Raw genomic sequence first — 26969 nt, 5'->3', positions numbered from 1 at the left:
GGGTCAGCAGTGGCGATTCCGTAACACGCCTGTGGCCAGCGGCGTCACGATGGAATGGGCTCACTCCAGCGCCTTCTTCACGGCCCGCAGCCGCTTATACTTCTTGCGGATCCAGCGCACCAAGTAGGCATTGAGGGCTCATCGCAATCGAGGGTGTGCCGCGTGAGAGCGTGGCGGTATCGGACGGTTGGTTGTGTCAGGTCAGGAAGTGCGAGCGTCGTGCTTCTCGCGGTTGGCAAGGACCTGGTCCATGTGGGTCAGCACGCCCCGGCGTCGACGCCGTCGCCGCACACATCGCCCGCCTCGACCCGGCCGCCCGGCGCAGAATCCCCTGACGCAGACGAGCTCTCCCCGTTCCCTACGCCCTCCTGCAGGTTTCCCTGCCCCGCGGGGAATAGCTTGATATCCGCCCGATTTTCGGCGAGTACTACGGGGACCCCGTTCAGACCTGAGGTGGCTACGGCACGAACAGGTTGATGCTGATGCCGATCGGGACTGAGATCAGCGCGCCGAGTGCGAAGAACATCCACTGCTGTCGCAACTGGTGTCGCCGCTCGGCCTTTTGTACTTGCTCTGTCTGACTGAACAGGATTCGCTGGATCTTCTCTGCCTCGTCGGCGTTGATCTCCAGGAGGCGCTGTTGCTCCTTAGCCTGCTGAAGGAGAACTTCTCTGACGGCCTGTTGAGCTTCCATGTCGCGGCTTAGATCGGCCATGAGTTCGGCGGCTTTGAGGAATGCCTCGTTGACTTCTTCCGCACGTCGGCGGATCCGCTCGCCAGGATCGTTTGCCGCTCCGGCGGATATCTCCTTTGAGTACGGCGATGGCGTCTGTAGCCAGGTCCCGACAGTCGCACCAATGAAACCGAAGGCCCAGAGCGCTACCCATCCGGCGGGTTCCTGCATCTGGTGCACCACGAGCTCGAGGGACTTACCGCGTTGCCCGTACCAAGCGTCCTTCGCCACGGCAAGCATGGCCAACACACCAAGCGAGATGAAGATCGCTAACGCGAAGTTGACTAAGAGGCGGGCAAGGAGCCTTGATCGCGACATGCTGCTCATTGTCGTAGATCAGCCGCGTATTCGGGTGTGGTGAGCGTTCTACGGCACGAATAGGTTGATGGCCACGCCGATCGGGATGGACACGACGATGCCGAGCGCGAAGAACATCCACTGTTTGCGTCCCTCGTCGCGGATGGTGGCCTTCGTTTCGCCGACGAGGATGTGACGGATGCGTTCGGCCTGCTCCTGGTTAATCTCCAGAAGCCTCTGCTGCTCCTCGGCTTGCGCGAGCAGCGCGGAGGACGCGGCCTGCTGGGCTTCGAGGTCGCGCTGAAGGGCCTGCATCTCGGAGGCGGCCAGCGCTACTGCTTCGTTCACTCGGTGGATGCGGCGCTGGAGAAGCTCTTTTGGGTCCTCTTCGGCCTCGGAGAGCGCCGCTTGCAGATCACGGTGCTCACGGAAGGCGAGCACCATCGAATAGATGGCGCCCACCACTGTGCTGCCGATGAGCGCCCAGCTCAGCGGGTCCTTATCGCCTAAGCCGCTGACTGCGAGCCAGAACACGAAGGCCATGCTGATACCGACAAGCAACCAGACCCTGACCGCCAGCCAGACGCGCTTCCTTCTCATCTGATCATTACAGCGGCGATGTGGGACTTGCGCGGCATGATCGGCGAACTCGTGACGCGGCTGTGTGCCGGTGTCCCGTCTCGTTCGATTTGAGGCATGGCCTGCCCCTGACCTGCGGTGCCTCAGAATGGATGAGATAAAGCGGCGTAGGGCTGTCTCGTCGCTCATGAGACGATTCAGCCCCCATTTTTGTCCGCGTCGATCTGCTACGGCTGATCGCCTGTGGACGCTTCGCCCTCGGCCTGCATGAAGATGGTCCGTCGCTCGCCGATCACCAGGGTGACCGCGGCCAGCAGGTAGAACGGGGACAGAAACAGCAGGTATCCCACCGACAGATTGCTGCTCTCCAGCCCTGACATCCCGACGTACCCGAGGATCAGCCCGAAAAGTGCCAGGACTCCCGCCGCCCAGGGTGTGATGCGTCGGCTGTGCTTTCGGGGCAGCACGAACACGATGGCAACCAGGAGAAGGACCAGGCCAGAGTTCAGAGCATATTCGAGCAGCCGGGGAACAACCGGAGAAGTGGTGGCTGCCACCGTCGTCACCGTTGTGGCTTCTGCATAGATACGGGTTCCCTCCTCGCCGTGGTCAGCTGGGTCCACGCCGACGAAGGGATATTCGGTGGTGAACAGCTGCGCGAGTCCTGCCAGGACGAGAGTCAGCACGCGCCAGAACGCGGGAGACCCGCTCCACAGTTTCAACCGTGCCATCGTGCCTCCTGAGCAGCGATCCGAACCACAGCAGGTCCCCCGCCGCTCGACGACGTCGCTTTCCCCAGCCTCCAGGCACGGCGGCCCGAGATCAGCGTCCCGCGACGCCTATGGGCTACGGCCCGCAGGCGTCGCCCACCCGTCTGTCCCGAGGATCACCAGCGTTGGTGACCAACACCTTAGCGATCATGGCTCAGATTGGTGAGACGAACGACAGGATGCCTCATGATCGATGAGACTGCCTCAAATCCAGTGAGACGGGACAGCCGGTAAGTCGTTCCGTTCCGCTTTGGTTCATGATCGCTAAGACACGGTCATAATCCAGGTTATGACCAGAGATCATTGCGGTACGGTCGCGAGGAAGGATCCCTCGCGAAAGAGATCATGAACATGAGCAATCCCCAGGTACACAGCCGCCTGATCTCGCTGGACAACCCCGAGGCCTTCCCACTGGACTTCCACGCCACCGTGTCCGGCCAAACCCCCGAAGAGATCCGGCAACTGGCGCTCGAAGAGGCCCGCGACTTCTACGGGCCGAGCCTGGAACACACCGGCGTTCACGTGCTGAGCACCCACGTCGAGTACGACGCCGAGGCTGAGCCGCACGGCACCTACCGGGCGACCGTGGTGTTCCGGCAGGTGACCGACTGATGGGCGCGATCCAGAAGCCGACCCCGCCGATGGGGTCGTACAAGGTCGAGACGCGCGGCGAGTCGTTCTACCTCACCGCGCCGAAGGACCGGCTCACCAACGCCGCCGACACGTGGCGCATCCTGCGACAGGACGTTCCATGCGTGCTGGCCGCGCTGGACCAGGTCGTCGGCCCGCCCCACGAGGGCTACGCCGCATGGGAGGCGAACGGCCGCACGAACACCGGGGACGTGCCCGCGGTGGACGGCACCTACCCCGCGGCCGCGGACGGCGAGCGGGTCGCGCTGTCCGGGCCGGCCTGGCTGATCGACCGCACGGACGACGCCTCGGCGTGGAACTCGATCGAGCTGACGTACGACGCGGTGCTCCCGATCCGCGCGGCGCTCCAGGCGGTCGCCCAGGGCGGTGACGCCTGATGGACGGCACGCTGACGATCGAGACACCCACGATCCCCGGCTACGCGGTGTACCTCACGCTCATGGACTGGTACCTCCACCTGACCCAGGGCCAGACACTGGCCCTGCGTGATCTGCTCATGGGCAAGGGCAACCCGTGGGGCGGCATCGTCGAGTTGGACGGCCAGGGCGAGGAGATCGCGTTGTCGGTCGTCAACCGGCGCGGCGAGACCGTCGTCCGCGTGCTGGTCGACGGCGAGGAGGACCCCGCCTACGTTGTCCTGGACGACGAGGAGCGCCGAGCGTTCGCGGACGCCCTGCTGTACACCTCGGCGTCCCCGGCCGAGCGGGCCGGGATGGAGGCCGTGGACAAGGTCCGGACCGCCATGCGCACGGAGCTGGAGCAGCTGCGCGAGCAGGCTCGGCGCATGAACGACTCCGGTGGTGCCTGATGTACAACTCGCACATTATGTCCATCCACCCGAGCGCCTGGGGTTGGGCGGTGCGTTACCGGTGACCGGGCCGAAGCGGCGCAGGCCGACGCCCGCGCAGCGTGAGGTGCTGGAGCGCATCCGGGACGAAGAGGTCTACTACCTGGCCACGAGCCCGCGCAGGTCCGGCATCCCGAAGCCGACGTTCAGCGTCGTTCGGGAAGCGGGCTGGGTCGAGTTCGGCGAGGAAGTGCGCGGTCAGGGCAGGCTTCTGGGGCTCACCGATGAGGGCCTGGCCGTCCTCGCCGAGGCGGCGCAGTGACGGCTGAGCTGGTCCGCGAGTCGAGCAGGCAGTTGGCGTTCCCGCCGCACCTGCTCGGCTACGCCCGGGACCTCACCATGGCGTGGCTGCTGTCGTACGACTCGCCGAACACGCGCGACGCCTACCGGCGCGAGATCGAGCGGTGGTTCCGCTTCTGCGCCGAGCACGACCTCGACCCTCTGGAGGCGCGCCGCCCCCACGGGGACGTGTACAAGCGGTGGCTCGAGCTCCAGGCCGGTCAGCCTGTGCCGCTCAAGACCATGGCGCGCAGGCTCGCTGCCGTCTCCTCCTGGTACAAGTACCTGGCCGAGGAAGACGCCGTCGAGTTCAACCCGTTCGAGAACGTCCGGCGCCCGAAGATCAACCGCAAGCACTCCGAGACCACGGCGCTCACCCGCGACGAGGCACGCGCCATGGTCGAGGCCGCCGACAAGGACCACGGGCCGGCAAGGCTGCGTACGGCGGCGCTGATCCGGCTGCTGCTGCGCACCGGGATCCGCATCTCCGAGGCGGTGGACGCCACCATCGGCGACCTCGGCTTCGCCCGCGGATATCGGACGCTGCGGATCGTCGCCAAGGGTGCGGAGCCGAAGATCCGGCGTCTGCCGGTGGAGACGACGTTCGCGCTCGACACCTACCTGTCCGATCGTGCGCGCCGGGCCGGGGTCGAGCTGGCGGACCTGCGCGGGCCGCTGTTCGCGTCGGAGTCGGGGAAGCCGATGACGCGCGGGCAGGCGTACGAGCTGGTTGTCCGCATCGCCCGGCAGGCCGGGATCGAGGGCAAGGTTACGCCGCATACGTGCCGCCACACCTACGCCTCGATCGCGGAAGAGGCGGGCGTGCCGATGCGGAAGATCCAGCTCAACCTGGGCCACAAGGATGCTTCGACGACGGAGATCTACGTGGAGTCTCGGGAGCGGCTGGAGGACGACGCCTCACAGATTGTCGAGTCGGCGATGGAGTGAGACGGTCATTCTTCGCATGTCGCGCGTGTTCGACCATGTTCGGTACTGATCACGCGCGCCTGTGCTGCACGTAGAAGCACGAACGCGCTCACACCGATAGGAAGGTGTGGGCGCGTTCGTGCGTCGCTTAGGATCTTCCTAAGCGCGTCACCGCTGGTCAGCGACACGCGCGACACGAACGCAGGGGGCGGCGGTGTCAGTTGTCCCACTCACCGCTGCTCCTCTGCTCACCTCGTTCCTTCGATCTCGCCTTCTCGACTTCCTTGAGTGCACGGCGCAGGCTCTCCTCCGTGGCGGAGGGAGACTTGCGGCGACGGCCCGTGGTTAGGTTCATCGCTACCCTGAGTGTGAGGCCCACTAGCCTGGGGTTACTACTCAGGAATCTTGCGCCTTCTCGCAGATTTCGTAGGTACTCCCGGACACGGACTCCCGTGCCAGCACCCAGGAACCCGATAGCCGTGAACAGCTTGAGCAGCTTGCCGGGCCGCGAGTCGATCAGCGCGATCAACTCCTCGGTGCGGACCTCTGCGCGTATGGGATCGCGATACCGCAGGTAAGCGGACCGCCGGACGAGCTTCTTCGCCAGCCAGGGCGAAACGTCGCACATCTCGTTGACGATCAGGCCCGCGACGAAGGCGAAGACGACCTCCCGGCCGCTCAACGGGCCCCTCCCAGCCGCAGCGTGTGGAGCCAGGCGAGCGGCGCGAAGCCGAGCGCGGGACGCTTTTCAACACGTTTTTTCGACACTCTCAGGGCGGTCCAGACGTCGTTCGGACCGCTCCCGACGCAGGTGTTGAGAATCGATCGATTCTCAACACCCACAGGCCAAGCGATCAACCTACTGACGGTTCGCCGCGGCACATAGCCGTCTACCTGGCATGACGTGTCCGCCCACCTAGATCTCCACATGATCGCCAACAGCTGGCGCGGGTCTGACTGGATTGGTCCGAAAGATGGCCAGGTATCCGACGGCAGGCGTTGCCGAACGCGCCAAACGACCACGGGGACCAAATCTGATGCTGTGTCGTGTCAGCGGCCGTGTCAGCACGGCAACGGCCCGAGATCAGAGCCGCCGGCGATGGTGGATGCCATGAACGGCCCTCGCGGCCGAATCATCTCACCCCGAATCAGGAGCAGAACCCGGCCATGTCCCAAGTCCTCTTCCTGCTGATCCCGCAGGTGCACCTTCTCGAGGTGGCCGGTCCCGCCCAGGTCTTCTCCACCGCGAACGACCTCGGGTATGCGTACACCATCGCCTATGTCGCCGAGGCCGGCCAGGTCGCCACCGTGCAGGGTCTGACGCTGCCGGCCAGCACCGGCTGGCCGCGGCTGGCGCCGGATGACCTGGTCATCGTGCCGGGCTGGCGCGGTCCGACCCGCCCGCCGGGCGAGCAGACCTTGCGCCGCCTGCGCGACCACCACGCCGCGGGCGGCACCGTCGCCGGCGTGTGCGCGGGCGCCGACACACTCGGCCGTGCCGGGCTGCTGGACGGCCGCCGCTGCGCGGTCCACCACTGCGTCCAGGACGAGTTCGTGCGCCTTTACCCCAAGTCGGAGATAGTCAAGGACTCGCTGTACGTCGAGGACGACAGGGTCGTCACGTCGGCAGGCAAGGCCAGCGGCATTGACCTGGCCCTGCACCTGCTGAGCATGCGGCATGGGCCGTACGCGGCGGGCCAGGTGGCCCGCACCCTGCTCGTCCACACCCGCCGTGATGGTACGGCGCCGCAGATCAGCCCGATGCTGCGCCTGCGCTCCCATATGGACGAGACGGTGCACCGCATCCAGGACTTGATCGAGTCCCGCTTCACCGAACGGCTCCCGCTGCGCCTGCTGGCCAAGGCGGCAGGCTGCAGTGAACGGACCGTGACCCGGCTGTTTCGCCGGGCGACCGGGCTCACCCCCTTGGCCTACCAGAGCGCGCTGCGCTTGGAACGTGCCGAGCAGCTGTTGCGGCAGGGCGCCACCACCGAGGTCGCCGCCCGGGAGGCCGGCTTCGCCGACACCAGGATGCTGCGCAGGCTGCGGGCGCGGGCGGCGACTCCGGATCACCCGTGAATCGGGAGGCGCCCAGTGTCGTTCGTCAGAGGGTGCCGAGGTTGCGGACGGCCTGGGTGAAGGCCCGGATCATGTCGGTTCCGCCTCGCCGCGCCATGTGCGGTCGTAGTCCAGCGCTGCTTGTCGTGGATGGCAGCCAGGCGATGTCCGGCCGGTTCCGCCGCAACCACCTGATCCCGGTGTGTAGCCGCCGCCCACCGTTGCCTGCTGCAACGCCCTACTTCAGGGCTCACGGCGCCCGAGCGGAGGGCCTCGATCGGCGCCAGTGCGGATCTCCACACGATGCCCTTGATGGCCTGGCGGGACTTCGGCCGTATCCGCCCGGTGCCAATGATCAGGACAGGACGGAGGAGAAGCCGTCGAGCCGCACCCAGGTGATCTTGCTGGCGCTGGTGCCGCCGAGCACGATGAGGACGCCCCTGACATCGGCCTCTACGCGGCACACGCTCAGCCCGTTGTGGTTGTTGCGCGGGCACAGTCCGCGGGTCAGTTTCGGCACGCGCAGCCCGCTGGGCAGCCTGCCCAGCGGGCTGTCGGCGGTGTAGGAGACGTGGGCGCCGCCGCGGAGCTGCAGGAAGTCGGTGCCCGCGACGCGTACCACCCGCGCCTGGGGCGGGGCCTCGGCGAAGGCCTTGGCGGTGCCGGTGAGCGTGATGGGTTTCCAGGCGGACACGACCTCGGCGTCGGAGACCCCAGGAGCGAGGGCGACGGCGGGAAGGGCGGCGGCCGCGGTGAGCAGAGTGCGACGGGTGGGAGATCGCATGAGGGTCACTTCCAGGCGGCGGTGAAGCTGTCGAGGTCGATCCAGGACAGCGGGTGGGCGGGGCTGGCGCCATGGACCCGGAGCTGGCCGGAGGGGGCCGCTTCGACCTGGCATGCGGCGTTGCCGTGGCTCATGTTGCGCGGTACGGCGGCGCGTACCGGCAGGCTCGGGGTCAGCCAGGGCGCCAGACTGGCGACGACGGCCGGTCCGGTGAGGTTCGGGCAGCTGAGCGAGCCGCGCAGCTGGAGCTGGGTCAGTCCGCCGACGCTGATCAGCCGGGCGCGGGGCATCCGTGCGCCCGTGTGGCTCTCGAAGCCGCCGGCCAGTGTGAGGTTGCTCCAGTCGGCCAGCACCTTCACGCCCTGCGCCGACGGATCTGAGGTGAAGGCGCACACGCTGGCCTGTCGTCCCGGCCCGGGGGCGTCGCCGCTGAAGCCGAACAGCAGCCGCACCCGATCTCCCAGCGGCTCGACGGCCAGCCCCTCCGGTTCGCGGACCGGCAGACCGGGCAGCGCGGTGACGGGGGTGACGACCGGAGTGCGGCCCGGGTCGCGCCAGGAGACAAGCGAGATGCGGGCGTTGCTGTCCTCGAAGGAGTCCGACGGGTCGCCGTTGTAGAGGTAGAGCAGGTCGCCGACGGTGGCGAACCCCTGGAAGGTGCCCACGACCGACGGCGGGTGCGCGATGGTGGCGGCGGAGGTTCCGGAGACCTTGCCGCTGGCCGGGTTGATGGGGTGGCGGCTGTAGAAGTAGCCGGAGGGGGTGCGGTAGCGCAGCGTGAGCCAGTTGCCGATCGGATCGACGGCGGGTGCGCACGTGAGGGTGTCCGGGGCGGGCGAGTAGGGCTTGGTCAGGACATGAGAGGTCATGTCGATGCTGCGGCCAGGCAGATAGGGGAAGCGGGTGACCCGGGTGCCGAAGCCCTTGCGGATGGGGCCGGCCTCAGACCACAGATGGGTACGGCCGGCGATGTGCTGAGCACCGATCTGGTAACCGTGCCCGAAACCGTCCAGGTGCATCCAGTCCAGCACCTTCCCGGTGGTGGCTGAGACCCGGTTGACGCAGAGGTTGCCCAGTTCGTCGGCGCTGCCGGCGTCGCGCAGCTGGACGAGGTACAGCTCATGCGTGACCGGGTCGACGGCCAGCGACTGCATGGCGGGGCCGTGGTGCAGCCTCGTGTCCGCGAGTACGCGTGACCAGGGGCCGGATAACTCGAACATGCGGAGATCGTATAGGGATGATCAAGGCAGGATCGTGTGGCTGAGCCGTACCACCGCCGTCCCCTTCGTCGCCTCTCCAGCAGCTCGTGCAGATTGACACCGAGGTCTGCCGGCGCTGTTCGCAGGGCTTCAAGGCCCTCCGCTCGGGTCCGCGCCACGAGGGCATTGTCGCAGGCCACAGATGATGACGGAGGTATCGCCCGAGCGTGGGTGCGGTCTGCGGCGGGATACGCACGGCTACTTTGCGTCTGGTGCCGCGGACCCGGACAGAGGGCGCATCGGGGCTGCCCGGGGGGTACCGCCTGACTGGATCGGTCCGGAAGATGGCCAGATATCCGATGCCTGGGCGTCGTTGAACGTACCTAAACGGTCACGTCCTGATCGCGCGTTGATCCGTTCCATCGTCGGCCAGGGGGTGGTGTCACTCCTTCACGGTCGCGACCTTGCCGGAGTGGTATCGCCACGGCCCCGAAGTCCAGGCCCGGCTACCGCTGCTGGCCACCTATCCGGGGCAGGTCGACCCAAATCGTCCTACTTGCACTTCAGCGGATCACCGGAACTGCCGGCTCTGGCGGCCGTCAGCCTGGAGCACGCCTTCGCCCCGACCCCGGCGGAGGTGCTGCGCCGGTTACGCGCCCGCCAAAGGGCCGCAAGCCAGGTGAGAGCTGGCGGGACTTCAACACCGGCTACTGCCTCGCCGGCCTGATCAGCGAGCAGACGACGGGCGGCAGCCTGGCTGAGGAGATCGATCGTTTGGCATCCGCCGCTGAAGCTGCGCGGCATCTGGTGAGCAGCCGTCACGGCAAGCAGATGGTCGGCGGCAACGCCAACGGCGACCGGAACAACGCGACTGCGGGCCCTCGGCGTCATCGAGGCCGAGTCCTGCGCCTGGAAGCAGTCCCAGAAAGATCGGGATTACCGTTCTTGTCAGGGAGTTCAGCATCGAGAAGGAGTGGCGCTCCCGGTCAACCTCCGGGCCGATCTGGACACGCATCAAGCCCTGCCCCACCTGATGACCTGGCCGTTCGCCTCTCGGAGCGTCCCCGCTCCGGAAGGCGTCTGTTTTGCGGGGAACAATGCGCTTATGTCACTCTTCTCCTCCGAATGACGAGAATCGAGAGGAGAAAACGTGGAGCTGCGCGATATAGAGATCTTTTTGACGCTGGCCAAAGAGTTGCATTTCGGCCGGACGGCCGAGCGGCTCCACGTGTCGGTGGCCAGGGTGAGCCAGGCGATCAAGAAGCAGGAGCGGGGCATCGGTGCCGAGCTCTTCTACCGTGACAGCCGCAATGTACGGCTGACGCCCGCCGGCGAGCAGCTCCGCCGCGATCTGGCCCCGATCTACCAGGGGCTCAAGGACAGCATGGAGCGGGCCAGGCTGGCCGCTCAGGGCAAGACCGGCGTGCTGCGCATCGGCACCATCTCCGTCAACAACTACGAACTGCGCCGCTACTGGGAGACCTTCCGTAGCCGGCACCCGCAGTGGGACCTGCGCCTGGCGATCGCCCCCTGGATCGACCCCTTCGGCGGACTACGCCGCGGCGAGATGGACATGCTGGTCACCTGGCTTCCCGTGCTGGAGCCCGACCTCGTCACGGGGCCGACGATGTTCACCGACGGCCGGGTGCTGACGCTCGCCGTCGACCACGAACTGGCCGGCCGTACCAGGGCCACGATCGAGATGCTCGGCGACTTCCCACTCCCGCTCGCCAACCCGGCCCCTGATTACTGGCTCGAGGCCTACACGCCGCGGCAGACTCCCGAGGGCAACCGCGTCGAGCCCGGGTCGGTAGTCACCAGCAACGACGAGCTCTACTCCCTCCTCGGCATGGGTGAGATCATCAATCCGTCTCCCGCGCACGTGGCTCGGTACTTCGCCCGCCCGGACCTCGTCCACGTGCCCATGCCCGACATGCCCGCGCTGGACTACGGCCTGGTCTGGCGAGGAGAGTCGGAAAACGACATGATCAGCGCGTTCGCCCAGGTCGTGCGCGACCTGGGCCCCCTGCCCCTGTGAACCGGTGACGTCGTGGAACTACGTGATATCGAGATCTTCCTGACTCTGGCCGACCTGCTGCACTTCGGCCGGACCGCTGAGCGTCTGTTCGTCTCGGTGGCGAGAGTGAGCCAGGCGATCAAGAAACAGGAGCGGGGCATCGGCGCCGAGCTCTTCTACCGCGACAGCCGCAAGGTACGGCTGACGCCCGCCGGCGAGCAGCTCCGGAAGGATCTCACCCCGATCTACCGGGGGCTCAAGGAGAGCATGGAGCGTGCCAGGCTGGCCGCCCAGGGCAAGACCGGCGTGCTGCGCATCGGCATGATCCCGGCCAACGCCCACGACCTGCGCCGCTACTGGGAAACCTTCCGCACCCGCCACCCGCAGTGGGGGTTGCGCCTGCGGCACGCCCCCTTCGTCGAGCCTTTCGCCGGGCTGCGCCGCGGCGAGGTCGACATGCTGGTTACCTGGTTGCCCGTCCACGAGCCCGACCTGATCGCGGGGCCGACGATGTTCGCCGAGCGGCGGGTGCTGGCCGTCTCCGTCGATCACGAGCTGGCCGGCCGTACCTCGGCCACAATCGAGATGCTCGGCGACTTCCAGGTGGCACGCGGCAAACCCATCCCCGATTACTGGGCCGAGAGCTACACACCGTGGCACACGCCCAGAGGCAACATCATCGAGCGGAGCGCGGAGATCGAGAACGTCGACGACATCTTCACCCTCATCAGCGCCGGTGAGATCGTCAACGTCTTCCCCGTGCATGTGAGCCGCTACTGGAACCGGCCGGACATGGACTGGCTGCCCATCCCCGACATGGCCGCGCTGGACTACGGCCTGGCCTGGCGCGGTGAGGCGGAGAACGACATGATCCGCGCGTTCGCCGAGGTCGTGCGTGACCTCGGCACTCTCTAGATCTAGCCAACAGACGGCCGGGCTCCCGTCGGAGCCCGGCCGTCGTTCTACGCCTTGACGGTGGCGCGCACTCTGACTGACACCACGGCCAGCCAGATGAGCCCCAGCCCCGCTCCGGCGGTGAACGCCATCACGGTGGCCGAAGACCCGGCGAACCCGGCCAGCACGCCGACCGGCACGAGCCGGCAGGCGATCGCCCACCCGCGCTCGCCCCGGGCGGCGAAGTGCCGGCCCATCACCACGAAGGCCGCACACAGCGACAGGAAGCCGACCATGGCTCCCGCCATGTGGACGGCGCCGGTCGTGCTGAGCACGGCTGCCTGATCGCTCGCCTCCGGGAATCCCGCCCCGGGATCAGCGCTGAATACCGCACTGACCAGGAACGACGCCCCGAACACCGCCACCAGTCGAGGCGCCCACGTGCCACCGGGGCCACTCTGAAGCGCCTGGCGCAGCCCGATCGAGGCGGCGATGGCCAGGCAGGCGGTGATGACGAAGCTGCTCACCTGGATCCAGCCGAGCTCGCCGAGGCTGAGCTGGCTGATGGCGTTGCGGGTGAAGTCGAAGGGCTCGCGGGTGAGCCCCTGGATCAGCGCCACGCCCAGGAACCAGGGGCCTGCGGCGATGCCGCAGGCCAGCAGGATGCGTGTCATGCGGGCTGGTAGGTCAGGTCGAGCACGCCGGTGCCGAAGGTGACTGACTTGGCCAGCTTGAGCGGGGTCCGGTTGGGGCCGCCGGGGAAGAGCTTGCGGCCGGTGCCCACCACGATGGGGTGCACCAGCAGCCGCAGCTCGTCAATGAGCCCGGCCACCAGCAGTGCCTGGGTGAGGGTGATGCTGCCGGTGACGTTGATGTTCGTGCCGGGCTCCTGCTTCAGCTCCTTGACGGCGGTGATGAGGTCGCCTTCGATCACGCTGGCGTTCTGCCAGCCCGGCTCCGTCATGGTGGTGGAGGCCACCACCTTGCGGATGCCGTTGATCGCATCGGCCATCTCGCCGCTCTGGTGCGGCCAGACCGAGGCGAACTCCTCGTAGGTCACCCGGCCCAGCAGCAGGGTGTCGGCCGCGGCCGACATCTCGCCGACAGCGGCGCCCATCTCGCCGTCGAAGTAGGGGAAGTGCCACTCGGTGGGCGCCTCCACGACGCCGTCGAGCGATATGAACTGCGCGGCCACGAGTTTGCGGCTCATGTGTTTCTCCTTAGGGTGTTTCTTGTGGTGACGCCGCGCGCTGGTTTGGTGCCTGCGCGGCGTTTGGTGCCCCCTGAAGCCCGCCTCGCGCGGTGGGCTTCGGGGGGTTGCCTCCTGCGGTGGGAGGTGCTTGGCACGTTCCCATCGCAGGGACGTCTGGAAGGCCGGCGGGGGTGAGACCGCAGACCGGTTACTCCGCCGCCGTGCCGGTCTGCCCGTCGCAGAACACCTGCTTGACGAGGGTGTCGGTCAGCTTCTGGAAGTCCTTGGCCGGGCCTCGCGTGGCCGAGTCCACCCAGGTCACCGACGCGGTCAGGGTCTTCTTGCCGTCGGGCGAGCTGTACATCAGGGTGCCGTAGCCGTGTGGCGGGCTGCCGTTGTGCTGGTAGACGGTGCCGCAGCCGGGGCCGAGGTCCTGCACGAAGAGTCCGAGTCCGTAGCGGAGTTCCCCGCCCGGGTACGGCTTGCGCATCTCGGCCAGCAGGTTGGCGGGCAGGAGCTTGCCGCTGTTCAGCGCGGAGATGAAGGTGTGCAGGTCCTGGGTGGTGGAGATCAGGTCACCGGCGCCGGCCAGCAGGGAGATGTTCTGGCGGGAGATGTCGGTCACCCGGCCGTCCTGGGTGCGGTAGTAGCCGTGGGCGTGCGGCCCGGGCAGCTGGGTGCGGTCGCCGGGCACCGTGGTGGTGGTCATGCCGAGCGGGCGCAGGATGCGCCGCTTCATCTCCTCGGCGTAGGAGCGGCCGGTGACCTTCTCGATCAGCAGGAGGGCGAGCGTGTAGTTGGTGTTGGTGTAGTCCTGCTTCGTCCCCGGCTCGAACCGCGCCGACTTGGACAGCGCCAGCCGTACCAGCTCTTCGGGCTTGTAGCTGCGGAAGCGGTTGGGCAGCCATGCATCGCCGGTGGCGGGGATCCCCGGCTCCCACTTGCCGTCGGAGCCGAGAGCGCCGGTGTAGTTGAACAGGCCGGTGGTGTGCTGCAGCAGCATCCGCACGGTGATGCGCCGGTCCAGGCCGAGCTTGGGCAGGTAGTCGGCGACCGAATCATCCAGGGCGATCTTGCCCTCGGCCACCAGTTGCAGCACCAGGGTGGCGGTGAAGGGCTTGACGACGCTGCCCGTCCAAAACCGCCCGTTGGCCGGCGGCTTGGCGGCCGAGCCCAGCTTGCGCGCTCCGGCACTGTCGGTCCATTGGCCTCGCTCGTCGTTGACGCGCACCTGCACGCCGAGGAAACCGGCATCGACGAATGCCTGGACGCTCTTTCGTAGTTCCGGCCGATCCCGGTCGGCGGCGAGCGCGGGTGTGGCGGTGGTGGCCGCCCCGCTCAGCAGGGCGGCTGCCAGCGCGGGGATCGCCACTCGCCTGAGGACTTTGCTGGTTTTCATGGTGTGTCGTCTTTCGTGTCGCGTTACTTGCCGGTGACCAGAGGCAGTGAGATCGAGGTGCCGGCCAGGTCGACGGTGACCTTGGCGCCGGTGCCGGTTTCGGCGCCGCCGAGGGTGGGTTCGCCGAGGTCGGCGTTGGTTCCGGTCAGCACCAGGCCGAGGCGGTGCCCGGCCTTGAATTCGTAGTCCTGGGGCAGCATCTTCCAGGTGATCCGGTACGGCCGGCCCGGCGTCAGCGGCGTCTGGCGGCTGAGCGAGATGCGGTTCTGCGCGTCGATGATGCCCCGGGAGACGACCTGGAAGCCGGAAGTGATCGTGTTGTCGGCGGCCCTGAGGTAGCAGCTGCTGTCGTCGGCTGTGCCCTGGCCGACGCAGTCCTGGCCGTCGACGAGCTTGAGTCCTTGCCCCTTGTCGGGGGCGACGCCGTGGATGCGGGTGTCGGTGCCGTAGTCGACGAGCAGGACGCCGAGGTTGGCGGTCGGCTTGTCCAGCTTGACCGTGAGGCTCACCGACGGCGTGCCGGACACCCTGATCGCGTTCTTCAGCGGCGGCGTCAGGTAGGCCAGCCGGTTGGGGTTGGCGGTGCCGGGCTCGGCGGCCATCGCCTCTTCGGTCTGCAGGGTGTCGAGGTAGCTGCCGGTGCCCTTGGAGGGCTGGCTGCTCAGGGCGCCGTCGGCCTGCGGTCGCAGCGTCGTGGTCCGTGCCTGGCGGGCGGGCCAGTCGGTCTGGGTGATCCACCGGTCCGGGCCGAGCTGCACGTCGGCGCGCGGCTGGCGCATGATGTCGTTGGCCACGCCCATCAGTTCGTGGTCGAACCACTGGTGCAGGGTGTTGACCCATACCTGGCGGCGGGCCCAGAACGGGTCGAGGTGCCCGTACTGCGTCACCCATGCCTTGCGCCGCACGTCGCGGGGTAGCTTGGTCCACCACTGGGAGAACTGGTTGCCCATCACGTTGCGGTCCTGCATGCCGACCACGGCGAAGACGCTGGCGCGCACGTTGCCGGCCTTGGAGACCGGTCCGGTCCGGTAGTTGAGCTCGTCCCAGTAGGCGTTGTAGTCGCCGGTGGCGTCGTCGGAGCCGGCGCTCATCCGCCGGTGCACCGCCGCGCATTTGGCGTCCGGGTCCTCATCGATCATTTGGGCCAGCCATTGCTGGCCGTTCTTGAAGTCGGTGAGGGTGCCGTTGGCCCGCCACATGTCGTACCAGCTGCTCGGCCCCGCCAGCGGCACGATCGTCTCCAGCCCCTGCACACCGGTACCGGCGACCCCGATGGCCAGCCCTCCTTCATAGGAGTGGCCGATCATCCCGGTGCGCCCGGTGGTCCAGGAGGCCTTGACCGGAGCACCCTGGTCGTCGTAGGCGGTCGCCCGGCCGTTCAGCCAGTCGATGACCGCCTTACCGCCCAGCACGTCGGACGGCCCGCCGCCGGTCGGGCAGCCCTCCGACAGCCGGGTGCCGGCCATATCGACCGACAGGTACGCGTACCCGCGCGGCACGAAGTAGTTGTCGTAGAACAGCGGGAACTTCGTCAGGTTGCCGTTCGCGTCGTACGTCTTGTGGTCCAGCTGGAACCCGACGCCCGGTTTGTCGAAGTACGGGCTCTGGTGCATGATCACCGGGACCTTGAGCCCGGAGTCGGACTCCTTCGGCCGGATGATGTCCACCCGGACCAGGTCCTTCTTGCCGTCGCCGTCGCTGTCGAGCGGCGACTGCACCTGGACGTGCTCACGGATGGCGTCGGTGTAGGAGAAGACCGGCTGGGTGAGTCCGCCCGAGACCGTGATCCCCGGCTCCGCCGTCGCGGAGGCGGCGGGAGCCCCCGCGACCGCGATCGCGGCCGCGAGGGAGGCGGCGGCGAGGAGGCCTCGCCGTTGGAAGAGCGACATCTACATCCCTTTGCGTTGTTCGTAGCAGTCCGGGCCGACGTGCTGTCAGGCAGCGTCGAGAGCTTCGGTGATCTTGCGGATCATGTCGGCTGCGGCAGGGCTGCGCTCGCCCTTGTGCGCCGTGGCGGCGGCTTCAACGGCGACCAGGACGGTGTCGCGGAAGTTGCCGGCCTCCGCCGGGTCCTGCTTGTTGAGCAGGCCCATGGCCGCCGTCAGAGCGGGCAGCACGCGGTCGGCGATCGCGGCCACCGACTTGCCCTCCAGGTTGATGTCCCTGGTCTTTGCGGCGAGCACGTGCCCAACCGGTCCGGTCGCGGAATACAGCGAGAGCGAGCCCGCGGTGGCCGCCTTGTGCGGCGAACCGGCGACATCAGCGGCGGCCAGCAGCGTGACGGCACCGTAGGCGGCAGTGCGCAGGGTGAGCTTGTCCTGGTCGGTAAGGGTGATGGACATGGTGGTGAGCTCCAAGAGATCAGTTAGGGATTCGGTTGATCGGGCGGTTGAACCGCTCATGGCATCTACGATCGCGGGCCGTCCTGATAGCGGGCCGTCGCCGTTCTGACGTGGCCGCTGACACGGCACCGCGTACATGTCAGTGCGTGGCGACCGGGGTCGAGGCCGGGGTCGAGGAGGTGGTGTGCGCGCCGCGCTTGCGGCCACGCAGCAGGAGCAGAGCCAGTACGGCGGCGCCGAGCACCCCGGCCGCGGCGGCGAGGAAGGCCGAGGACATGGCCGCGTCAAAGGCATGGCGGGCCGCGGCGGCCAGGGACGGGTCGGCCACGGCGGCGGCCACCGACCGGCGGGCCTCCTCCGATGCGGTGGCCGGCATGGCCGAGGCGTAGCTGCTGGTGGCCAGGCTGCCCAGGATGGCCACGCCGAGGGCGGCGCCGGCCTGCTGGATGGTGTCGTTCAACGCCGAACCGACACCCGCCTGCTCGGTCGGGATGGCGCTCATCAGCGCGGCGATCGCCGACGGCCCAGCCAGGCCGCCACCGGCACCCAGCACGACCTGGGCGATGGCCAGCATCACGAAGCTGTCGGAGGAGGAGAAGCTCAGCAGGGCCAGCCCGGCGGCCATCACGATCATGCCCAGCACCGCGGTCGTGCGGTTGCCGAGCTTGCTGCCCAGACCGGCACCCACCCCGTTGAACACCACCGAGGCGATGAACATCGGGATGAAGGCCAGACCGGCCTGAGTGGGGGTGTAGCCGAGGACGAACTGCATGTACTGGGTCAGCACCAGCAACAGGCCGCCGTTGCCGACCTGGACCAGCGTCAGCGACAGGCTGCCGCCGGCGAAGTCGCGGTCGCGAAACAGCTTGAGCGGCACCATCGGGTGCTCGGTGCGCAGCTCCCAGCCGATGAACGCGCCGAGGGCGACGACGGTGATGGCCAGCGGGACCCAGGCGACTCCGTGCGCCAGCTCGTTGATCGTCCACACCAGGGCGGTCATGCCGATCATGGACAGGACGGCGCCGAGCGGGTCGGGCCTGGTCGCGGGGCCCTTGGATTCGGGCATCAGCGTCAGCGCGGCCGCGATGGCCACGACGGCGACCGGGACGTTGATCCAGAAGACCGCCTCCCAGCCGAGGGAGGCGATCAGCGCGCCGCCGAGGACGGGGCCGCCGACCAGGCCGAGCACGGCGAAGGCGGCGCCGGCCGCCATCGCCTTGCGCCGTTCGGCCTCGTCCGGGAAAACGACGATCAGCAGCGACAGGGTGGAGGGCATGATCAGCGAGCCGCCGACGCCCATCGCCACCCGGGCGGCGATCAGCTGGCCGGGGTCGGTGGCGAGCGTGGCCAGCGCGGAGGCGGCGCCGAACAGCACCAGGCCGATGACCATGATCTTCCGCCTGCCGTACCGGTCGGACAGCGAGCCGGCGGTCAGCAGCAGACCGGCGAAGACCAGCATGTAGGACTCCAGAATCCACTGGATGTCCTTGGCGGTGGCGCCCAGATCGGCGGCCAGGGCGGGCACCGCGACCGTGAGCGCCATGCTGTCGATGACCAGCACCAGCGTGCTCAGACAGAGCACGATCAGGATCAGCCACCGACGAGGATGCGATTGCATACTTCTTGCTTCCATTCGTGTACGGAAAGTGATCGATCATGGGTGGCGCCGTTCAAGGGCCATCCCAAAGGGGGTGGATCAGTCGCCGCTGGGCGGGATCCATTCGGTCAATTCGACGACGATGCCGTTGGGGTCGGTCAGGCGCATCAGCCGCTCACCCCACGGATCGCACCGCAACGGCGTGGTGATGGGTGCGCCTGCGGCGTGCAGGCGCTCGTACTCCTTGGCCAGATCGGTGACCGCGAAGGCCACCACCGGCTGGGCCTCCGACTGCAACGGCAGCTCGAGGTCTCGCTGGCGCAACAGGATGTCGGCGGCCGCGTCGTCACGGCTCAACCAGGTGAAGTCCGGCGTGTCGAGGACCTCGCGGAAACCCAGATGGGTGGTGAAGAACCGACGGGAGCCCGCCGGATCATCGACCGTGAAGACAACTGTTGACGTGATGATGTTCATGGATGTACTCGTGTGTGGCTTTTTGTCACGTTTTCCCTCCGATGCGGTGATTCGTCCTTGATCAAGGGTGTCGGAACGGCACGATCGGAACAACGGCGAAGCACACAACGCAGCGTTAACCCAGCGGTTCACGATCAAGGGCAAGGCCGAGATCCGGGGCGGCCTGGCGATCGCGCGCCCCGCCCTCTGCGGCGCACAGTCCGTTGCGTCACCACCCGCCGTAACACCGCCCTCAGACGGCGGGGGCCTGTCGCGTGTTATTCAGCACGGGCACGGAGGATCCGCAGGCCGGTGCCCGCTATGTCGTAGGCGCGCGTTCGCCGCGGCGAGCTTCGCAGGCTCCCCAATGGTCGGGGCGTGCGCCGGTGTTGCCCTTGGCCGGCCACAGGGTGGGCGGGTAGTGGCCGTTGATGGGCCGAAGCTCTCCCCAGCTGTGCCGTTCCGAGGCGATCAAGATGAGGTCGGGGTGGCCGGCGAGCAGGGCGGCGGGCATCTGCCGGTGATGAGCCAGTCGGCCAGGGAAACGGTGCGCCCTCCTGGCGGGACGATCACTTCGCAGGCGATGCATAGCTGGCCGTAGCGCCGCTGAACTGGTGAACACCAGACCGTCGAAGATCTGCTCGATGCGGGCCTCGTTCAGCGCCCACTCGGACGGGATCATGCCGAGCGCCACACCGACGCGGGCGACGCTCATGACGAGCAGCGCGATACCGCCGCGCAATAGCGGGGCGGTCCCCGGTAGCAATGGCGAAGAATCCAACGAATATGCCCCTGAACTGCGGCGATGCGCTCTTTGGCAGGTCAGGCGGGGTTCACGCGTCCGATGCTGAACTCAAGGATGCTCGCGGCGAAGGTTCTTCAGGAAGGGTGAACCTGAGGGCGATGGAACGGGGCCTGGAGGAGGGCGTGGGCTTGTTTCGGCTCGAACACGGCGGGATGAACCTCGCCCTGACGCGGTCGTCGCCGCGGGCTTGACGGGCGGGCGCGAACAGGTCTCGGATGCGGCATGGCCGCCAGGCCTGTCGTCGTCAGCCGAGCAGGAACGTGCGGGCCCGGTCTGCGACCGGCTCAGGGGCCATCCAGAAGGCGGAGTGATCCTGGTCGGCAAGCGTCAGCACGGTCACGTTCGGCAGGATCGCGGCCAGCGCCTGGGCGCCGACGCGTATCAAGGCCTCGCCGTTGCCGCCGACGGCCACCGCGATCGGCGCCTTGACCGACCAGCGGTCGGTGGGCAGTGGCTTGCCGTCCTGCAGCCCACGCATGATCTGGCCGTCGTAGGCGTAGGTGTGGGCGTACTTGACCATGACCTCCCAGGAGGAGTCCTGCTTCATCACCGGGATGTCCTCGGCCGGGACACCGATCATCTCGGTCATGAAGTAGACCCGCCGCGACCAGGGCGTTCTGGTGTTCGACGTAGTCGGCGGGCGCCGGGGGCTTGGAGTCGTCGACGATGAACGGCGGCTCGTACAGGTAGAGTCCCTTGACCTTGTCACCCAGTGCGCTCGCCGCGTCCAAGGTCAGCCCGCACCCACCGGAACCGCTGGTCAGGGCCGCGGAGCCGCCCCGCGACCTCGATGAGCGCGGCGATGTCTTCGATCTCGCGCGCCGAGTCGTAGGGCTGCGGATCGCCGCTGGCCCCGCGGCCGCGCCGTCGAAGCTGATCACGGTGAAGTCCTTGGCCAACGCCTCGGCCACGCCCGCGACACCGGTGTAGTCTTCGGCGACATTGCTGATCACGATGATGGCCGGGCCGGACCCGGTCATCTTGTACGCGATCGTGGTGCTGTCGGCGGGGGTGATGGCGGAAAGTTCAGACATGATCGTTTCTTGATGGGCCGTCCAGCAGGCCGTCGAGCCGGTCGTGGGCTTCGGCGTAGCCGTCGGCCATCTGGAGTTCGACGGCCCGTTGCAGTGCTTGGCTGTCGGGGAAGCTCGCGGCGACGGAGACGATGCAGCCGTTGCCGGTGGAGGTGAAGGTGACCCAAGTCGGGAAGGTGCCCGTGCCGTCGGGCTGCCACGCTGCGTCCGTGAACACGTCGTCGTAGGCGAGCTCGCAACGATCGACGACGGTGGTGTAGGTGGCGATGCTGCGCACCGGCGCGGCCGAGCCGTCCACTGGCGCGATCTCGAAGCGCCAGCGTCCTCCCGGCCGCACGTCCATCTCGTACACGGTCGCGGCCCACCCCTGCGGCCCCCACCAGCGAGTGACCGCCTCGGCGTCCGTCCAGGCCCACCACACACGCTCGACCTCAGCCCGCGTAGGTGCGGCTGATGTGCAGGGTGTTGGCCAACCTATCGACCACGATCCCGTCTGCGGTGTCTGGGGACATGCTCAAGCTCCTCATTGATCGGCCCTGTCGTCGAGAAAGGCGCCGAGGCGATCCATCCGTTCCGACCACAGAACGGCGAACCCCTGCACCCAGTCACTCAGCTCACGCATCGCGCCCGGGTGCAGCCGGTAAATCCGCTGCTGTGCCCGCTTGGTGACCTCGACCACGCCCGCCTCGGACAGCAGTCGCAGATGCCGGGACACCTGCGGTTGGCCCAGGCTCAGCGCCTAGTGCGGTGTCCACTTAGGTTCACCGGGTCGTGAGGTGACACGCCGTACGGCTTGCGCCGGTTTCGCCCGCTTGTCCTTCAAGGTCGTACCGACACCATCCAGGTCGATCAAAGGAGAGACATATGGCCGAGCCCGTCCGGGCACGGCGGCTGTCCGATCACGAGGGACAGACCCTGCAACGACTGGTCCGGCGAGGCAAGCACGACTCGATCCGGGTCAGGCGCGCACTGATCATCATGGCCTCGGCCGGCGGAACTCCGGTGACAGCGATCGCCCGCCTGGTCGCCGCGGATGAAGACACCGTCCGCGACGTGATCCACGCCTTCAACGAGCGAGGACTATCCGCTCTGGACCCTAACTGGGCGGGAGGCCGTCCCCGCCGCATCACCAGCGATGATGAGGACTTCATCGTCGCGACGGCCACCACCCGACCGGAGAAGCTGCAGCGCCCCTTCACCCGGTGGAGCATCCGCAAACTCGCCGCCTACCTGGCCGACAACCCCACCCGCATCGTCGTGGTCGGCCGCGAGCGGCTGCGCCAGTACTTACGCGAAAACAAGATCTCCTTCCAGCGCACTCGCACCTGGAAAGAATCCACCGACCCCGCCAGGGAAGCCAAACTGGACCGTATCGAGGAGGTGACCAGCCGCTTCCCCAACAGGTGTTTCGCCTTCGACCAGTTCGGGCCGCTGTCGATCCGGCCGCAGCCCGGCTCCGGCTGGGCACCCGAGGCCCGCCCCGAGCGGTGGCCGGCCACCTACCGGCGCGAACATGGCGTGCGCTACTTCCACGGCTGCTACAGCCTGGGCGATGACCAACTGTGGGGCGTGGTCCGGACGCGCAAGAGCGGCGCCAACACGCTGGCCGCGCTCAAGAGCATCCGCAAAGCCCGCCCAGATGGCGCCCCGATCTACGTCATCTTGGACAACCTGTCGGCCAACACCACCCCCGCCATCCGCGCCTGGGCCGCAGCCAACCGGGTGGAGCTGTGCCTGACCCCGACCTACGCCTCCTGGGCCAACCCCATCGAGGCTCAGTTCGGCCCGGTGCGCACCTTCGTGATCAGCAACTCCCACCATCCCAACCACACGGTGCAGACCCGCAAGCTCCAGGCCTATCTGCGCTTGCGCAATGCCAATGCTCGCCACCCCGACGTGCTGGACGCCCAACGTCGTGAACGCGCCCGCATCCGCAGCGAGAAACAACGACGTTGGGGACGACCAGCGCACCGGGCCGCGTGATCACCCGACCCGGCGAACGTTCATGGTCACCGCACTAGACAATGTCACCCACCGGTTTCTGGCGGGCATGATCGCTGTTCATGGCGCTGCGGTTGCTTACCTGATCTTCGTCCGGCTCGCGGGTTGGTTGGGTTGGTGCTGCCGACTCGCTCGCAGAGGTCGAAGGACGCGGAGATCATCCCTTGCGCCATCAGCTCGCGGTGTTGCGTCTGCAGGTGGCAAGGCCCCGGCCGTCGTGGGCGGATCGGGCGGTGATCAGCGCGCTGGCGCGGCTGCTGTCTCTGGAAGGTCGTCGGCGGTTGTTCACGAGGAACTCCCCCTGCCCTCGCGGCTCGGGGCCTACCTTTTGCAGGATGTGCGGGAGCGGGCGGCGCCAGCGTGACGGCGCGCCACGGGTCACGCGCTTGGATAGATGGCAGAAGAAGCGGTGAACCGACCAACCGGCCCCAGGTTTGAGCTGACGGACGCTTGGCCTCGAACACGGCAAGGCCTAAGGTGAGAAACGAAAGGGATATTTCGCCCTTTCACTCCTTCACACCATCTGGGGATTGCGCACACCGCGATCTTCGTGCCGTCCTGACCCCGCGGTCCAAGACGATGCGAGCTCGGCTTCAGCCCGGCAGACGATCCTGTCTGCATGAGGACCGCAGGGGCCGCGCGAATCTTCATGTGATGCCTGCCGAAAGTGGGCGACATGACCGCCCTTGCCATCAGAACGGTTCACCATCCCGGCTACAACGTCCTGTTGCTCTCGGGCGAACTGGACTTCGTGTCGCGCCCCGACCTGGAGTGGCTCCTGGACCGCCTACACGAGGGCGGGCACCATCGCGTCATCGTCGACGTCGCCGCGCTGACGTTCTGCGACGCCGCCGGACTGCGGCTCATGCTCGTCAGCACGCAACGCTTCTTCGAAGCCGGCGGCTGGTTCCGGCTGCGCGGGGTGTGCCGTAGCGTCCTGCGGTTGAGTCAAATCTTGCGGCTGCACATGCAGGTACTGGCCGACGAACCCCTCACCTATGTCCTGACAGACGGGCAGGGCCGTACCGCGGTCGACCCGGCCGCGTGAACGGCTGACAGCTGCGAGCGGCGGTGATGTGAATCTGCCCCTGCCGATACTGACGGCTACCGACGTGCGGCGGCTCTGACATTTGAAAGAGGCAGGGCAACGGCAGGATGATCACTTGTGCTTCTTCGCCTGTGACGGTCCTTGCCGGTATCCGGATGCCGCGAATGAACTCGACCATGGAGTGGTGGGTGCAGTCGTGCCGCCGAAAGCTCCTCGACCGCTGCCTCGTATGGAACGAACGCCACCTGCGGCACGCCCTACGCGAGTACGAACGGTTCTACAACCAGCACCGAGCACATCAAGCCCTGAACCAAGCGGTGCCACTCCGCACCATCCCCGATCCGATCACGGATCCAGATCGAATCATCGATCTGAATGTACGCCGACAAGACCGGCTCGGCGGAGTTCTGCACGAGCACTCACATGCCGCTTGATCTGCATGAATGGAATTTCCGGCAGGCGCAGTTTCGCGAGTACCGCAGGGCGGAAAAGCTCCGGCGTGGTGGGCGGCGGGTCGATCCGATCGATGCCTATATCCCGGTGCCGCGCCCGTCGGCGGTGATGGTGTGGACGCCTGAGCAGACCCGGCTGTTTCTGGAAGAAGCCAGCCAGCATCGGTTGTTCGCGCTGTACAGGCCGATCACGCTTCGAGGACTGCGGCGTGGTGAGATGTGCGGGCTGCGCTGGAAGGACGTCGATCTCGACGCCGGAACCGTGAACATCGCCTGGCAGCTGGTGCAACTGGCCGGGCGGATCCACGAGGGCAGGCCCAAGACGGACGCCTCCATGCGCACCATTGCCCTGGATGCCGAAACGATCGCGATCCTGCCGTCGAGACCCCAACGCCGATCCACCAGTCGTCGGTGGCTCCCAGTCGCGAGACATGTGCGGTAAGTCTGGCTGCCGGAATACGCTCCATCAAGAGCGGCGTCCGTATGCCGTGGATGAATTCCGTCATGGAGCGCTGGATCCAGACCTGTCGACGCGAGCTGCTGGATCGAACCTTGATCTGGAACCAGCGCCACCTTCTGTATGCGCTGCGCGAGTTCGAGACGGGGCTTCCACCCGAAGACTGGACACGGCTTATGCAGCTGATGCCAGCGTAGATGACGTTGAGTGGAAGGCCGTCTCGTAGGTCTGGGGAGCCCGCTGGCCGAGCCTGGAGTGGCGGCGTCGGGTGTTGTAGCGGCTGGCCCAGCGGAACACCTCGAGACGGGCGTCGCGGGCGGTCGGCCAGTTGGTGCGGCCTTGGAGGGTCTCGCGTTTCAGCGTGGCGTTGAAGCTCTCGGCCGCCGCGTTGTCGGCGCTGGATCCGACCGCTCCCATCGACTGGACGACGCCCAGCTCGGCGCACAGGTCCGCGAACTTCTTGCTGCCGTATTGCGCCCCGTGGTCCGAATGGAAGACCGCCCCGTCCAGTCCGCCGCGATCGCGGGCGGCGGCCCGCAGCGCATCGGCCACGAGCTCAGTGCGCATGTGGTCGGCGATCGACCAGCCCGCCAGCTTGCGCGAGCACAGATCGATCACTGTCGCCAGATACAGGTGCGTGCCGTCGGCGATGGGCAGATAGGTGATGTCGCCCACGTAGCGCCGGTTCGGCGCGTCCGCTGTGAAGTCGCGCTGGAGCAGGTCCGGCACCCTCCGGCCGGAGGCCTCGGGCACCGTGGTGCGGACCTTCCTGCGCAGGTGCACGCCCACGATGGCGAAGGCGCGCATGATGCGCTCGACCCGCTTGCGGTTCACCAGCCGGCCCCGCTCACGCAGCTCCGCGGTGATCCGCGGCGCTCCGTAGGTGCCGTCATGCTCGGCATGGATGGCACGGATCTGTTCGGCGAGCGCTTGGTCCCGGCGCTGCCGCTCGGCCCGTGCCGGCGCCGCCGACAGCCAGTGGTAGAAGCTGGAGCGGGCGACCCCGACGATCCGGCACAACCGCTTCACCCCGAAGGCGCCTGCGTGGTCAGCGACGAACTGGAAGCGGTTCAGGGCGCGTAAGGAAATTACTGCTTGTTTTGATCTCGTGTCTGTGAGTGAAGTGGTATATGGGCTCTCGTGGGGATATCGCCGCAGGCCCTGGCGGTGCTGGATGTGAAGTTCGCCGCGTTGCTTCCACATCTGGACGAGCGGCAGCGCCGCTTGTATCTGGCCTCTGAGGCCGAGGCGCTGGGGCACGGAGGGATCGCGGCCGTGGCCCGGCTGGCGGAAGTCTCGGAGTCGACGGTCGCGCGGGGGCGAGCAGAACTTGCGGGCGCGACGGTGCTAGAGAGACGGGCGCGCCGGCCGGGCGCGGGCCGCAAACTGGCCGACGAGCGCGACCCGGGCCTGGTCGCGGCTCTGGAGTCGTTGATCGAGCCGCGGGAGGTGGGCGATCCGGTCTCCCCGTTGCGGTGGACCACCGCCTCACTGCGGGATCTATCCCGGGAACTGGCCGAGGCGGGGCATCCGGTCAGCGCGCCGGTGGTGGGCAGGCTGCTGCGCCAGATGGGGTTCAGCCTGCAGGGCATGGCCAAGAGACGGGCCGGCAGCCAGGTGCCCGACCGCGATGCGCAGTTCCGGCATATCAACGCGGCCGTGGAGGAGTTCCTGGCCCGCGGTCTTCCGGTGGTGAGCGTGGATGCCAGGAAGAAGGAGCCGATCGGGGAGTACGCGCGGCCCGGCCGCACCTACCGGCCCATGGGCAGGCCGATCATCGCCCCGGACCATGACTTCACCGACCCCGCCACGCCGGTGGCCATCCCGTATGGCGTCTATGACCTGGGACGCGATTCCGGCTGGGTGAACGTGGGCACCGACCGCAACACCGCCGCGTTCGCGGTGGAGTCCATCCGCCGCTGGTGGAACCAGCAAGGCCGACTCGATTACTCCGACGCGGCGCGGCTGCTGATCACCGCGGATTCCGGCGGAGCGAACTCGGCCGACTCCCACTTGTTCAAGAAGGACCTGGCCGCGTTCGCCGATGAGTGCGGGCTGGCCGTCACCGTTATGCACTTTCCGCCCGGCACATCGAAGTGGAACAAGTCCTCCTGACCCTTCCAGGGGACGCCGCGCAGGCGTGAAAATGGGGCC

General features: G+C 67.5%; 29 protein-coding genes and 2 pseudogenes. 13 read left to right on the top strand and 18 right to left on the bottom strand.

The features are described 5' to 3' along the window. Positions 1 to 457: 457 nt before the first annotated feature. The 3 genes from ACFSKW_RS12145 to ACFSKW_RS12135 form a co-directional block, all read right to left on the bottom strand. Positions 458 to 1051: a hypothetical protein gene (locus tag ACFSKW_RS12145; RefSeq protein WP_379572289.1), complete on the bottom strand. Its 594-nt coding sequence runs from the start codon at positions 1049 to 1051 to the stop codon at positions 458 to 460. Positions 1052 to 1099: 48 nt separating this feature from the next. Beyond that, the gene (locus ACFSKW_RS12140) at positions 1100 to 1630 is read right to left on the bottom strand and encodes a hypothetical protein (RefSeq protein WP_379572288.1); all 531 of its coding nucleotides are present in this window, start codon (positions 1628 to 1630) and stop codon (positions 1100 to 1102) included. Between the two features lie 206 nt (positions 1631 to 1836). Beyond that, a complete protein-coding gene (locus ACFSKW_RS12135; RefSeq protein WP_379572287.1) occupies positions 1837 to 2340 on the bottom strand; it encodes a hypothetical protein in 504 nt (167 codons plus the stop codon). A gap of 390 nt (positions 2341 to 2730) precedes the next feature. Here ACFSKW_RS12135 and ACFSKW_RS12130 point away from each other — a divergent pair, with 390 nt between their 5' ends. The 5 genes from ACFSKW_RS12130 to ACFSKW_RS12110 all read left to right on the top strand — a co-directional run bounded on the left by ACFSKW_RS12130 (position 2731) and on the right by ACFSKW_RS12110 (position 5104). Beyond that, positions 2731 to 2991, top strand: coding sequence for a hypothetical protein (locus ACFSKW_RS12130; protein WP_379572286.1), 261 nt, complete (start codon positions 2731 to 2733; stop codon positions 2989 to 2991). Next, positions 2991 to 3407 carry a hypothetical protein gene (locus ACFSKW_RS12125; RefSeq protein ID WP_379572285.1) on the top strand — a complete coding sequence of 139 codons (417 nt, stop codon included), beginning with the start codon at positions 2991 to 2993 and terminating at the stop codon, positions 3405 to 3407. The genes ACFSKW_RS12130 and ACFSKW_RS12125 overlap by 1 nt, the downstream gene beginning before the upstream one ends. After that, the gene (locus tag ACFSKW_RS12120) at positions 3407 to 3838 is read left to right on the top strand and encodes a hypothetical protein (protein WP_379572284.1); all 432 of its coding nucleotides are present in this window, start codon (positions 3407 to 3409) and stop codon (positions 3836 to 3838) included. The genes ACFSKW_RS12125 and ACFSKW_RS12120 overlap by 1 nt, the downstream gene beginning before the upstream one ends. A gap of 61 nt (positions 3839 to 3899) precedes the next feature. Next, positions 3900 to 4139 carry a hypothetical protein gene (locus ACFSKW_RS12115; RefSeq protein ID WP_379572283.1) on the top strand — a complete coding sequence of 80 codons (240 nt, stop codon included), beginning with the start codon at positions 3900 to 3902 and terminating at the stop codon, positions 4137 to 4139. Beyond that, positions 4136 to 5104, top strand: a complete 969-nt coding sequence (locus ACFSKW_RS12110) for a tyrosine-type recombinase/integrase (protein WP_379572282.1) — start codon at positions 4136 to 4138, stop codon at positions 5102 to 5104. The genes ACFSKW_RS12115 and ACFSKW_RS12110 overlap by 4 nt, the downstream gene beginning before the upstream one ends. Before the next feature lie 196 nt (positions 5105 to 5300). Here ACFSKW_RS12110 and ACFSKW_RS12105 read toward each other — a convergent pair whose 3' ends face one another. Further along, positions 5301 to 5765 (bottom strand): hypothetical protein, encoded by a 465-nt coding sequence (locus ACFSKW_RS12105; RefSeq protein ID WP_379572281.1) that lies wholly within the window; start codon positions 5763 to 5765, stop codon positions 5301 to 5303. A 485-nt stretch (positions 5766 to 6250) separates the two neighbouring features. Here ACFSKW_RS12105 and ACFSKW_RS12100 point away from each other — a divergent pair, with 485 nt between their 5' ends. Further along, a complete protein-coding gene (locus ACFSKW_RS12100; protein ID WP_379572280.1) occupies positions 6251 to 7162 on the top strand; it encodes a GlxA family transcriptional regulator in 912 nt (303 codons plus the stop codon). 334 nt (positions 7163 to 7496) lie between these two features. On the opposite strand, the gene ACFSKW_RS12095 is transcribed toward ACFSKW_RS12100, so the two are convergent. Both ACFSKW_RS12095 and ACFSKW_RS12090 read right to left on the bottom strand, forming a co-directional pair. Further along, complete coding sequence (locus tag ACFSKW_RS12095; RefSeq protein ID WP_379572279.1) at positions 7497 to 7925, bottom strand: hypothetical protein; 429 nt, start codon at positions 7923 to 7925, stop codon at positions 7497 to 7499. 5 nt (positions 7926 to 7930) lie between these two features. Then, positions 7931 to 9145, bottom strand: a complete 1215-nt coding sequence (locus ACFSKW_RS12090; RefSeq protein WP_379572278.1) for a phage baseplate protein — start codon at positions 9143 to 9145, stop codon at positions 7931 to 7933. Positions 9146 to 10274: 1129 nt separating this feature from the next. Here ACFSKW_RS12090 and ACFSKW_RS12085 point away from each other — a divergent pair. Both ACFSKW_RS12085 and ACFSKW_RS12080 read left to right on the top strand, forming a co-directional pair. Beyond that, positions 10275 to 11162, top strand: a complete 888-nt coding sequence (locus ACFSKW_RS12085; protein WP_379572277.1) for a LysR family transcriptional regulator — start codon at positions 10275 to 10277, stop codon at positions 11160 to 11162. A gap of 12 nt (positions 11163 to 11174) precedes the next feature. Continuing rightward, positions 11175 to 12056: a LysR family transcriptional regulator gene (locus tag ACFSKW_RS12080; protein WP_379572276.1), complete on the top strand. Its 882-nt coding sequence runs from the start codon at positions 11175 to 11177 to the stop codon at positions 12054 to 12056. A gap of 47 nt (positions 12057 to 12103) precedes the next feature. Here ACFSKW_RS12080 and ACFSKW_RS12075 read toward each other — a convergent pair whose 3' ends face one another. The 9 genes from ACFSKW_RS12075 to ACFSKW_RS12035 all read right to left on the bottom strand — a co-directional run bounded on the left by ACFSKW_RS12075 (position 12104) and on the right by ACFSKW_RS12035 (position 20412). Then, a complete protein-coding gene (locus ACFSKW_RS12075; protein WP_379572275.1) occupies positions 12104 to 12709 on the bottom strand; it encodes a DUF998 domain-containing protein in 606 nt (201 codons plus the stop codon). Next, positions 12706 to 13245, bottom strand: a complete 540-nt coding sequence (locus ACFSKW_RS12070; RefSeq protein ID WP_379572274.1) for a dihydrofolate reductase family protein — start codon at positions 13243 to 13245, stop codon at positions 12706 to 12708. Before ACFSKW_RS12070 ends, ACFSKW_RS12075 begins: the two co-directional genes overlap by 4 nt. A gap of 190 nt (positions 13246 to 13435) precedes the next feature. Then, the gene (locus ACFSKW_RS12065; RefSeq protein WP_379572273.1) at positions 13436 to 14626 is read right to left on the bottom strand and encodes a serine hydrolase domain-containing protein; all 1191 of its coding nucleotides are present in this window, start codon (positions 14624 to 14626) and stop codon (positions 13436 to 13438) included. Between the two features lie 23 nt (positions 14627 to 14649). Beyond that, positions 14650 to 16515: a CocE/NonD family hydrolase gene (locus tag ACFSKW_RS12060; protein WP_379572272.1), complete on the bottom strand. Its 1866-nt coding sequence runs from the start codon at positions 16513 to 16515 to the stop codon at positions 14650 to 14652. A 45-nt stretch (positions 16516 to 16560) separates the two neighbouring features. Further along, positions 16561 to 16968, bottom strand: coding sequence for a hypothetical protein (locus tag ACFSKW_RS12055; protein WP_379572271.1), 408 nt, complete (start codon positions 16966 to 16968; stop codon positions 16561 to 16563). A gap of 139 nt (positions 16969 to 17107) precedes the next feature. Next, positions 17108 to 18550, bottom strand: coding sequence for an MFS transporter (locus ACFSKW_RS12050; RefSeq protein ID WP_379572270.1), 1443 nt, complete (start codon positions 18548 to 18550; stop codon positions 17108 to 17110). A gap of 114 nt (positions 18551 to 18664) precedes the next feature. Beyond that, positions 18665 to 19183 (bottom strand): VOC family protein, encoded by a 519-nt coding sequence (locus tag ACFSKW_RS12045; protein ID WP_379572269.1) that lies wholly within the window; start codon positions 19181 to 19183, stop codon positions 18665 to 18667. 154 nt (positions 19184 to 19337) lie between these two features. Beyond that, positions 19338 to 19733 (bottom strand): hypothetical protein, encoded by a 396-nt coding sequence (locus ACFSKW_RS12040; RefSeq protein ID WP_379572268.1) that lies wholly within the window; start codon positions 19731 to 19733, stop codon positions 19338 to 19340. Between the two features lie 334 nt (positions 19734 to 20067). Then, a complete protein-coding gene (locus tag ACFSKW_RS12035; RefSeq protein WP_379572267.1) occupies positions 20068 to 20412 on the bottom strand; it encodes an alpha/beta fold hydrolase in 345 nt (114 codons plus the stop codon). A 113-nt stretch (positions 20413 to 20525) separates the two neighbouring features. Between ACFSKW_RS12035 and ACFSKW_RS12030 the strand changes: the two genes are divergently transcribed. Further along, positions 20526 to 20753, top strand: coding sequence for a hypothetical protein (locus ACFSKW_RS12030; protein ID WP_379572266.1), 228 nt, complete (start codon positions 20526 to 20528; stop codon positions 20751 to 20753). 96 nt (positions 20754 to 20849) lie between these two features. Here the strand turns inward: ACFSKW_RS12030 and ACFSKW_RS12025 are convergent, their stop codons facing one another. Both ACFSKW_RS12025 and ACFSKW_RS12020 read right to left on the bottom strand, forming a co-directional pair. Further along, complete coding sequence (locus ACFSKW_RS12025) at positions 20850 to 21335, bottom strand: SRPBCC family protein (RefSeq protein WP_379572290.1); 486 nt, start codon at positions 21333 to 21335, stop codon at positions 20850 to 20852. Positions 21336 to 21380: 45 nt separating this feature from the next. Next, positions 21381 to 21572 (bottom strand): ArsR/SmtB family transcription factor, encoded by a 192-nt coding sequence (locus tag ACFSKW_RS12020; RefSeq protein ID WP_379572265.1) that lies wholly within the window; start codon positions 21570 to 21572, stop codon positions 21381 to 21383. A 149-nt stretch (positions 21573 to 21721) separates the two neighbouring features. On the opposite strand from ACFSKW_RS12020, the gene ACFSKW_RS12015 reads away from it, so the two are divergent. From ACFSKW_RS12015 to ACFSKW_RS12005, 3 genes are all read left to right on the top strand, one after another. Continuing rightward, entirely contained in the window at positions 21722 to 22840 is a 1119-nt protein-coding gene (locus tag ACFSKW_RS12015) for an IS630 family transposase (RefSeq protein WP_379572264.1), read from the top strand. 694 nt (positions 22841 to 23534) lie between these two features. Further along, positions 23535 to 23906, top strand: a complete 372-nt coding sequence (locus ACFSKW_RS12010; RefSeq protein WP_379572263.1) for an STAS domain-containing protein — start codon at positions 23535 to 23537, stop codon at positions 23904 to 23906. 375 nt (positions 23907 to 24281) lie between these two features. Further along, positions 24282 to 24800: a site-specific integrase gene (locus ACFSKW_RS12005; protein WP_379572262.1), complete on the top strand. Its 519-nt coding sequence runs from the start codon at positions 24282 to 24284 to the stop codon at positions 24798 to 24800. Positions 24801 to 24989: 189 nt separating this feature from the next. Here ACFSKW_RS12005 and ACFSKW_RS12000 read toward each other — a convergent pair. Then, positions 24990 to 25889: pseudogene (locus tag ACFSKW_RS12000) on the bottom strand (IS3 family transposase); the annotation flags it as partial. Positions 25890 to 25955: 66 nt separating this feature from the next. Between ACFSKW_RS12000 and ACFSKW_RS11995 the strand changes: the two are divergent. Beyond that, a pseudogene (locus tag ACFSKW_RS11995) lies at positions 25956 to 26921 on the top strand (ISAzo13 family transposase); the annotation flags it as partial. Between the last annotated feature and the right edge of the window lie 48 nt (positions 26922 to 26969).

The organism is Nonomuraea mangrovi (assembly GCF_042681425.1).
Classification (GTDB): domain Bacteria; phylum Actinomycetota; class Actinomycetes; order Streptosporangiales; family Streptosporangiaceae; genus Nonomuraea; species Nonomuraea mangrovi.
This window is presented reverse-complemented; position numbering and strand designations above follow the sequence as displayed.

What these genes read in the sequence shown, in the direction of transcription:
- ACFSKW_RS12145 (WP_379572289.1), bottom strand. Translation starts at nt 1,051, where the DNA reads ATGTCGCGATCAAGGCTCCTTGCCCGCCTCTTAGTCAACTTCGCGTTA.
- ACFSKW_RS12140 (WP_379572288.1), bottom strand. Translation starts at nt 1,630, where the DNA reads ATGAGAAGGAAGCGCGTCTGGCTGGCGGTCAGGGTCTGGTTGCTTGTC.
- ACFSKW_RS12135 (WP_379572287.1), bottom strand. Translation starts at nt 2,340, where the DNA reads ATGGCACGGTTGAAACTGTGGAGCGGGTCTCCCGCGTTCTGGCGCGTG.
- ACFSKW_RS12130 (WP_379572286.1), top strand. Translation starts at nt 2,731, where the DNA reads ATGAGCAATCCCCAGGTACACAGCCGCCTGATCTCGCTGGACAACCCC.
- ACFSKW_RS12125 (WP_379572285.1), top strand. Translation starts at nt 2,991, where the DNA reads ATGGGCGCGATCCAGAAGCCGACCCCGCCGATGGGGTCGTACAAGGTC.
- ACFSKW_RS12120 (WP_379572284.1), top strand. Translation starts at nt 3,407, where the DNA reads ATGGACGGCACGCTGACGATCGAGACACCCACGATCCCCGGCTACGCG.
- ACFSKW_RS12100 (WP_379572280.1), top strand. Translation starts at nt 6,251, where the DNA reads ATGTCCCAAGTCCTCTTCCTGCTGATCCCGCAGGTGCACCTTCTCGAG.
- ACFSKW_RS12095 (WP_379572279.1), bottom strand. Translation starts at nt 7,925, where the DNA reads ATGCGATCTCCCACCCGTCGCACTCTGCTCACCGCGGCCGCCGCCCTT.
- ACFSKW_RS12090 (WP_379572278.1), bottom strand. Translation starts at nt 9,145, where the DNA reads ATGTTCGAGTTATCCGGCCCCTGGTCACGCGTACTCGCGGACACGAGG.
- ACFSKW_RS12075 (WP_379572275.1), bottom strand. Translation starts at nt 12,709, where the DNA reads ATGACACGCATCCTGCTGGCCTGCGGCATCGCCGCAGGCCCCTGGTTC.
- ACFSKW_RS12070 (WP_379572274.1), bottom strand. Translation starts at nt 13,245, where the DNA reads ATGAGCCGCAAACTCGTGGCCGCGCAGTTCATATCGCTCGACGGCGTC.
- ACFSKW_RS12065 (WP_379572273.1), bottom strand. Translation starts at nt 14,626, where the DNA reads ATGAAAACCAGCAAAGTCCTCAGGCGAGTGGCGATCCCCGCGCTGGCA.
- ACFSKW_RS12060 (WP_379572272.1), bottom strand. Translation starts at nt 16,515, where the DNA reads ATGTCGCTCTTCCAACGGCGAGGCCTCCTCGCCGCCGCCTCCCTCGCG.
- ACFSKW_RS12055 (WP_379572271.1), bottom strand. Translation starts at nt 16,968, where the DNA reads ATGTCCATCACCCTTACCGACCAGGACAAGCTCACCCTGCGCACTGCC.
- ACFSKW_RS12040 (WP_379572268.1), bottom strand. Translation starts at nt 19,733, where the DNA reads ATGAGCGTCGCCCGCGTCGGTGTGGCGCTCGGCATGATCCCGTCCGAG.
- ACFSKW_RS12035 (WP_379572267.1), bottom strand. Translation starts at nt 20,412, where the DNA reads ATGACCGAGATGATCGGTGTCCCGGCCGAGGACATCCCGGTGATGAAG.
- ACFSKW_RS12015 (WP_379572264.1), top strand. Translation starts at nt 21,722, where the DNA reads ATGGCCGAGCCCGTCCGGGCACGGCGGCTGTCCGATCACGAGGGACAG.
- ACFSKW_RS12010 (WP_379572263.1), top strand. Translation starts at nt 23,535, where the DNA reads ATGACCGCCCTTGCCATCAGAACGGTTCACCATCCCGGCTACAACGTC.
- ACFSKW_RS12005 (WP_379572262.1), top strand. Translation starts at nt 24,282, where the DNA reads ATGTACGCCGACAAGACCGGCTCGGCGGAGTTCTGCACGAGCACTCAC.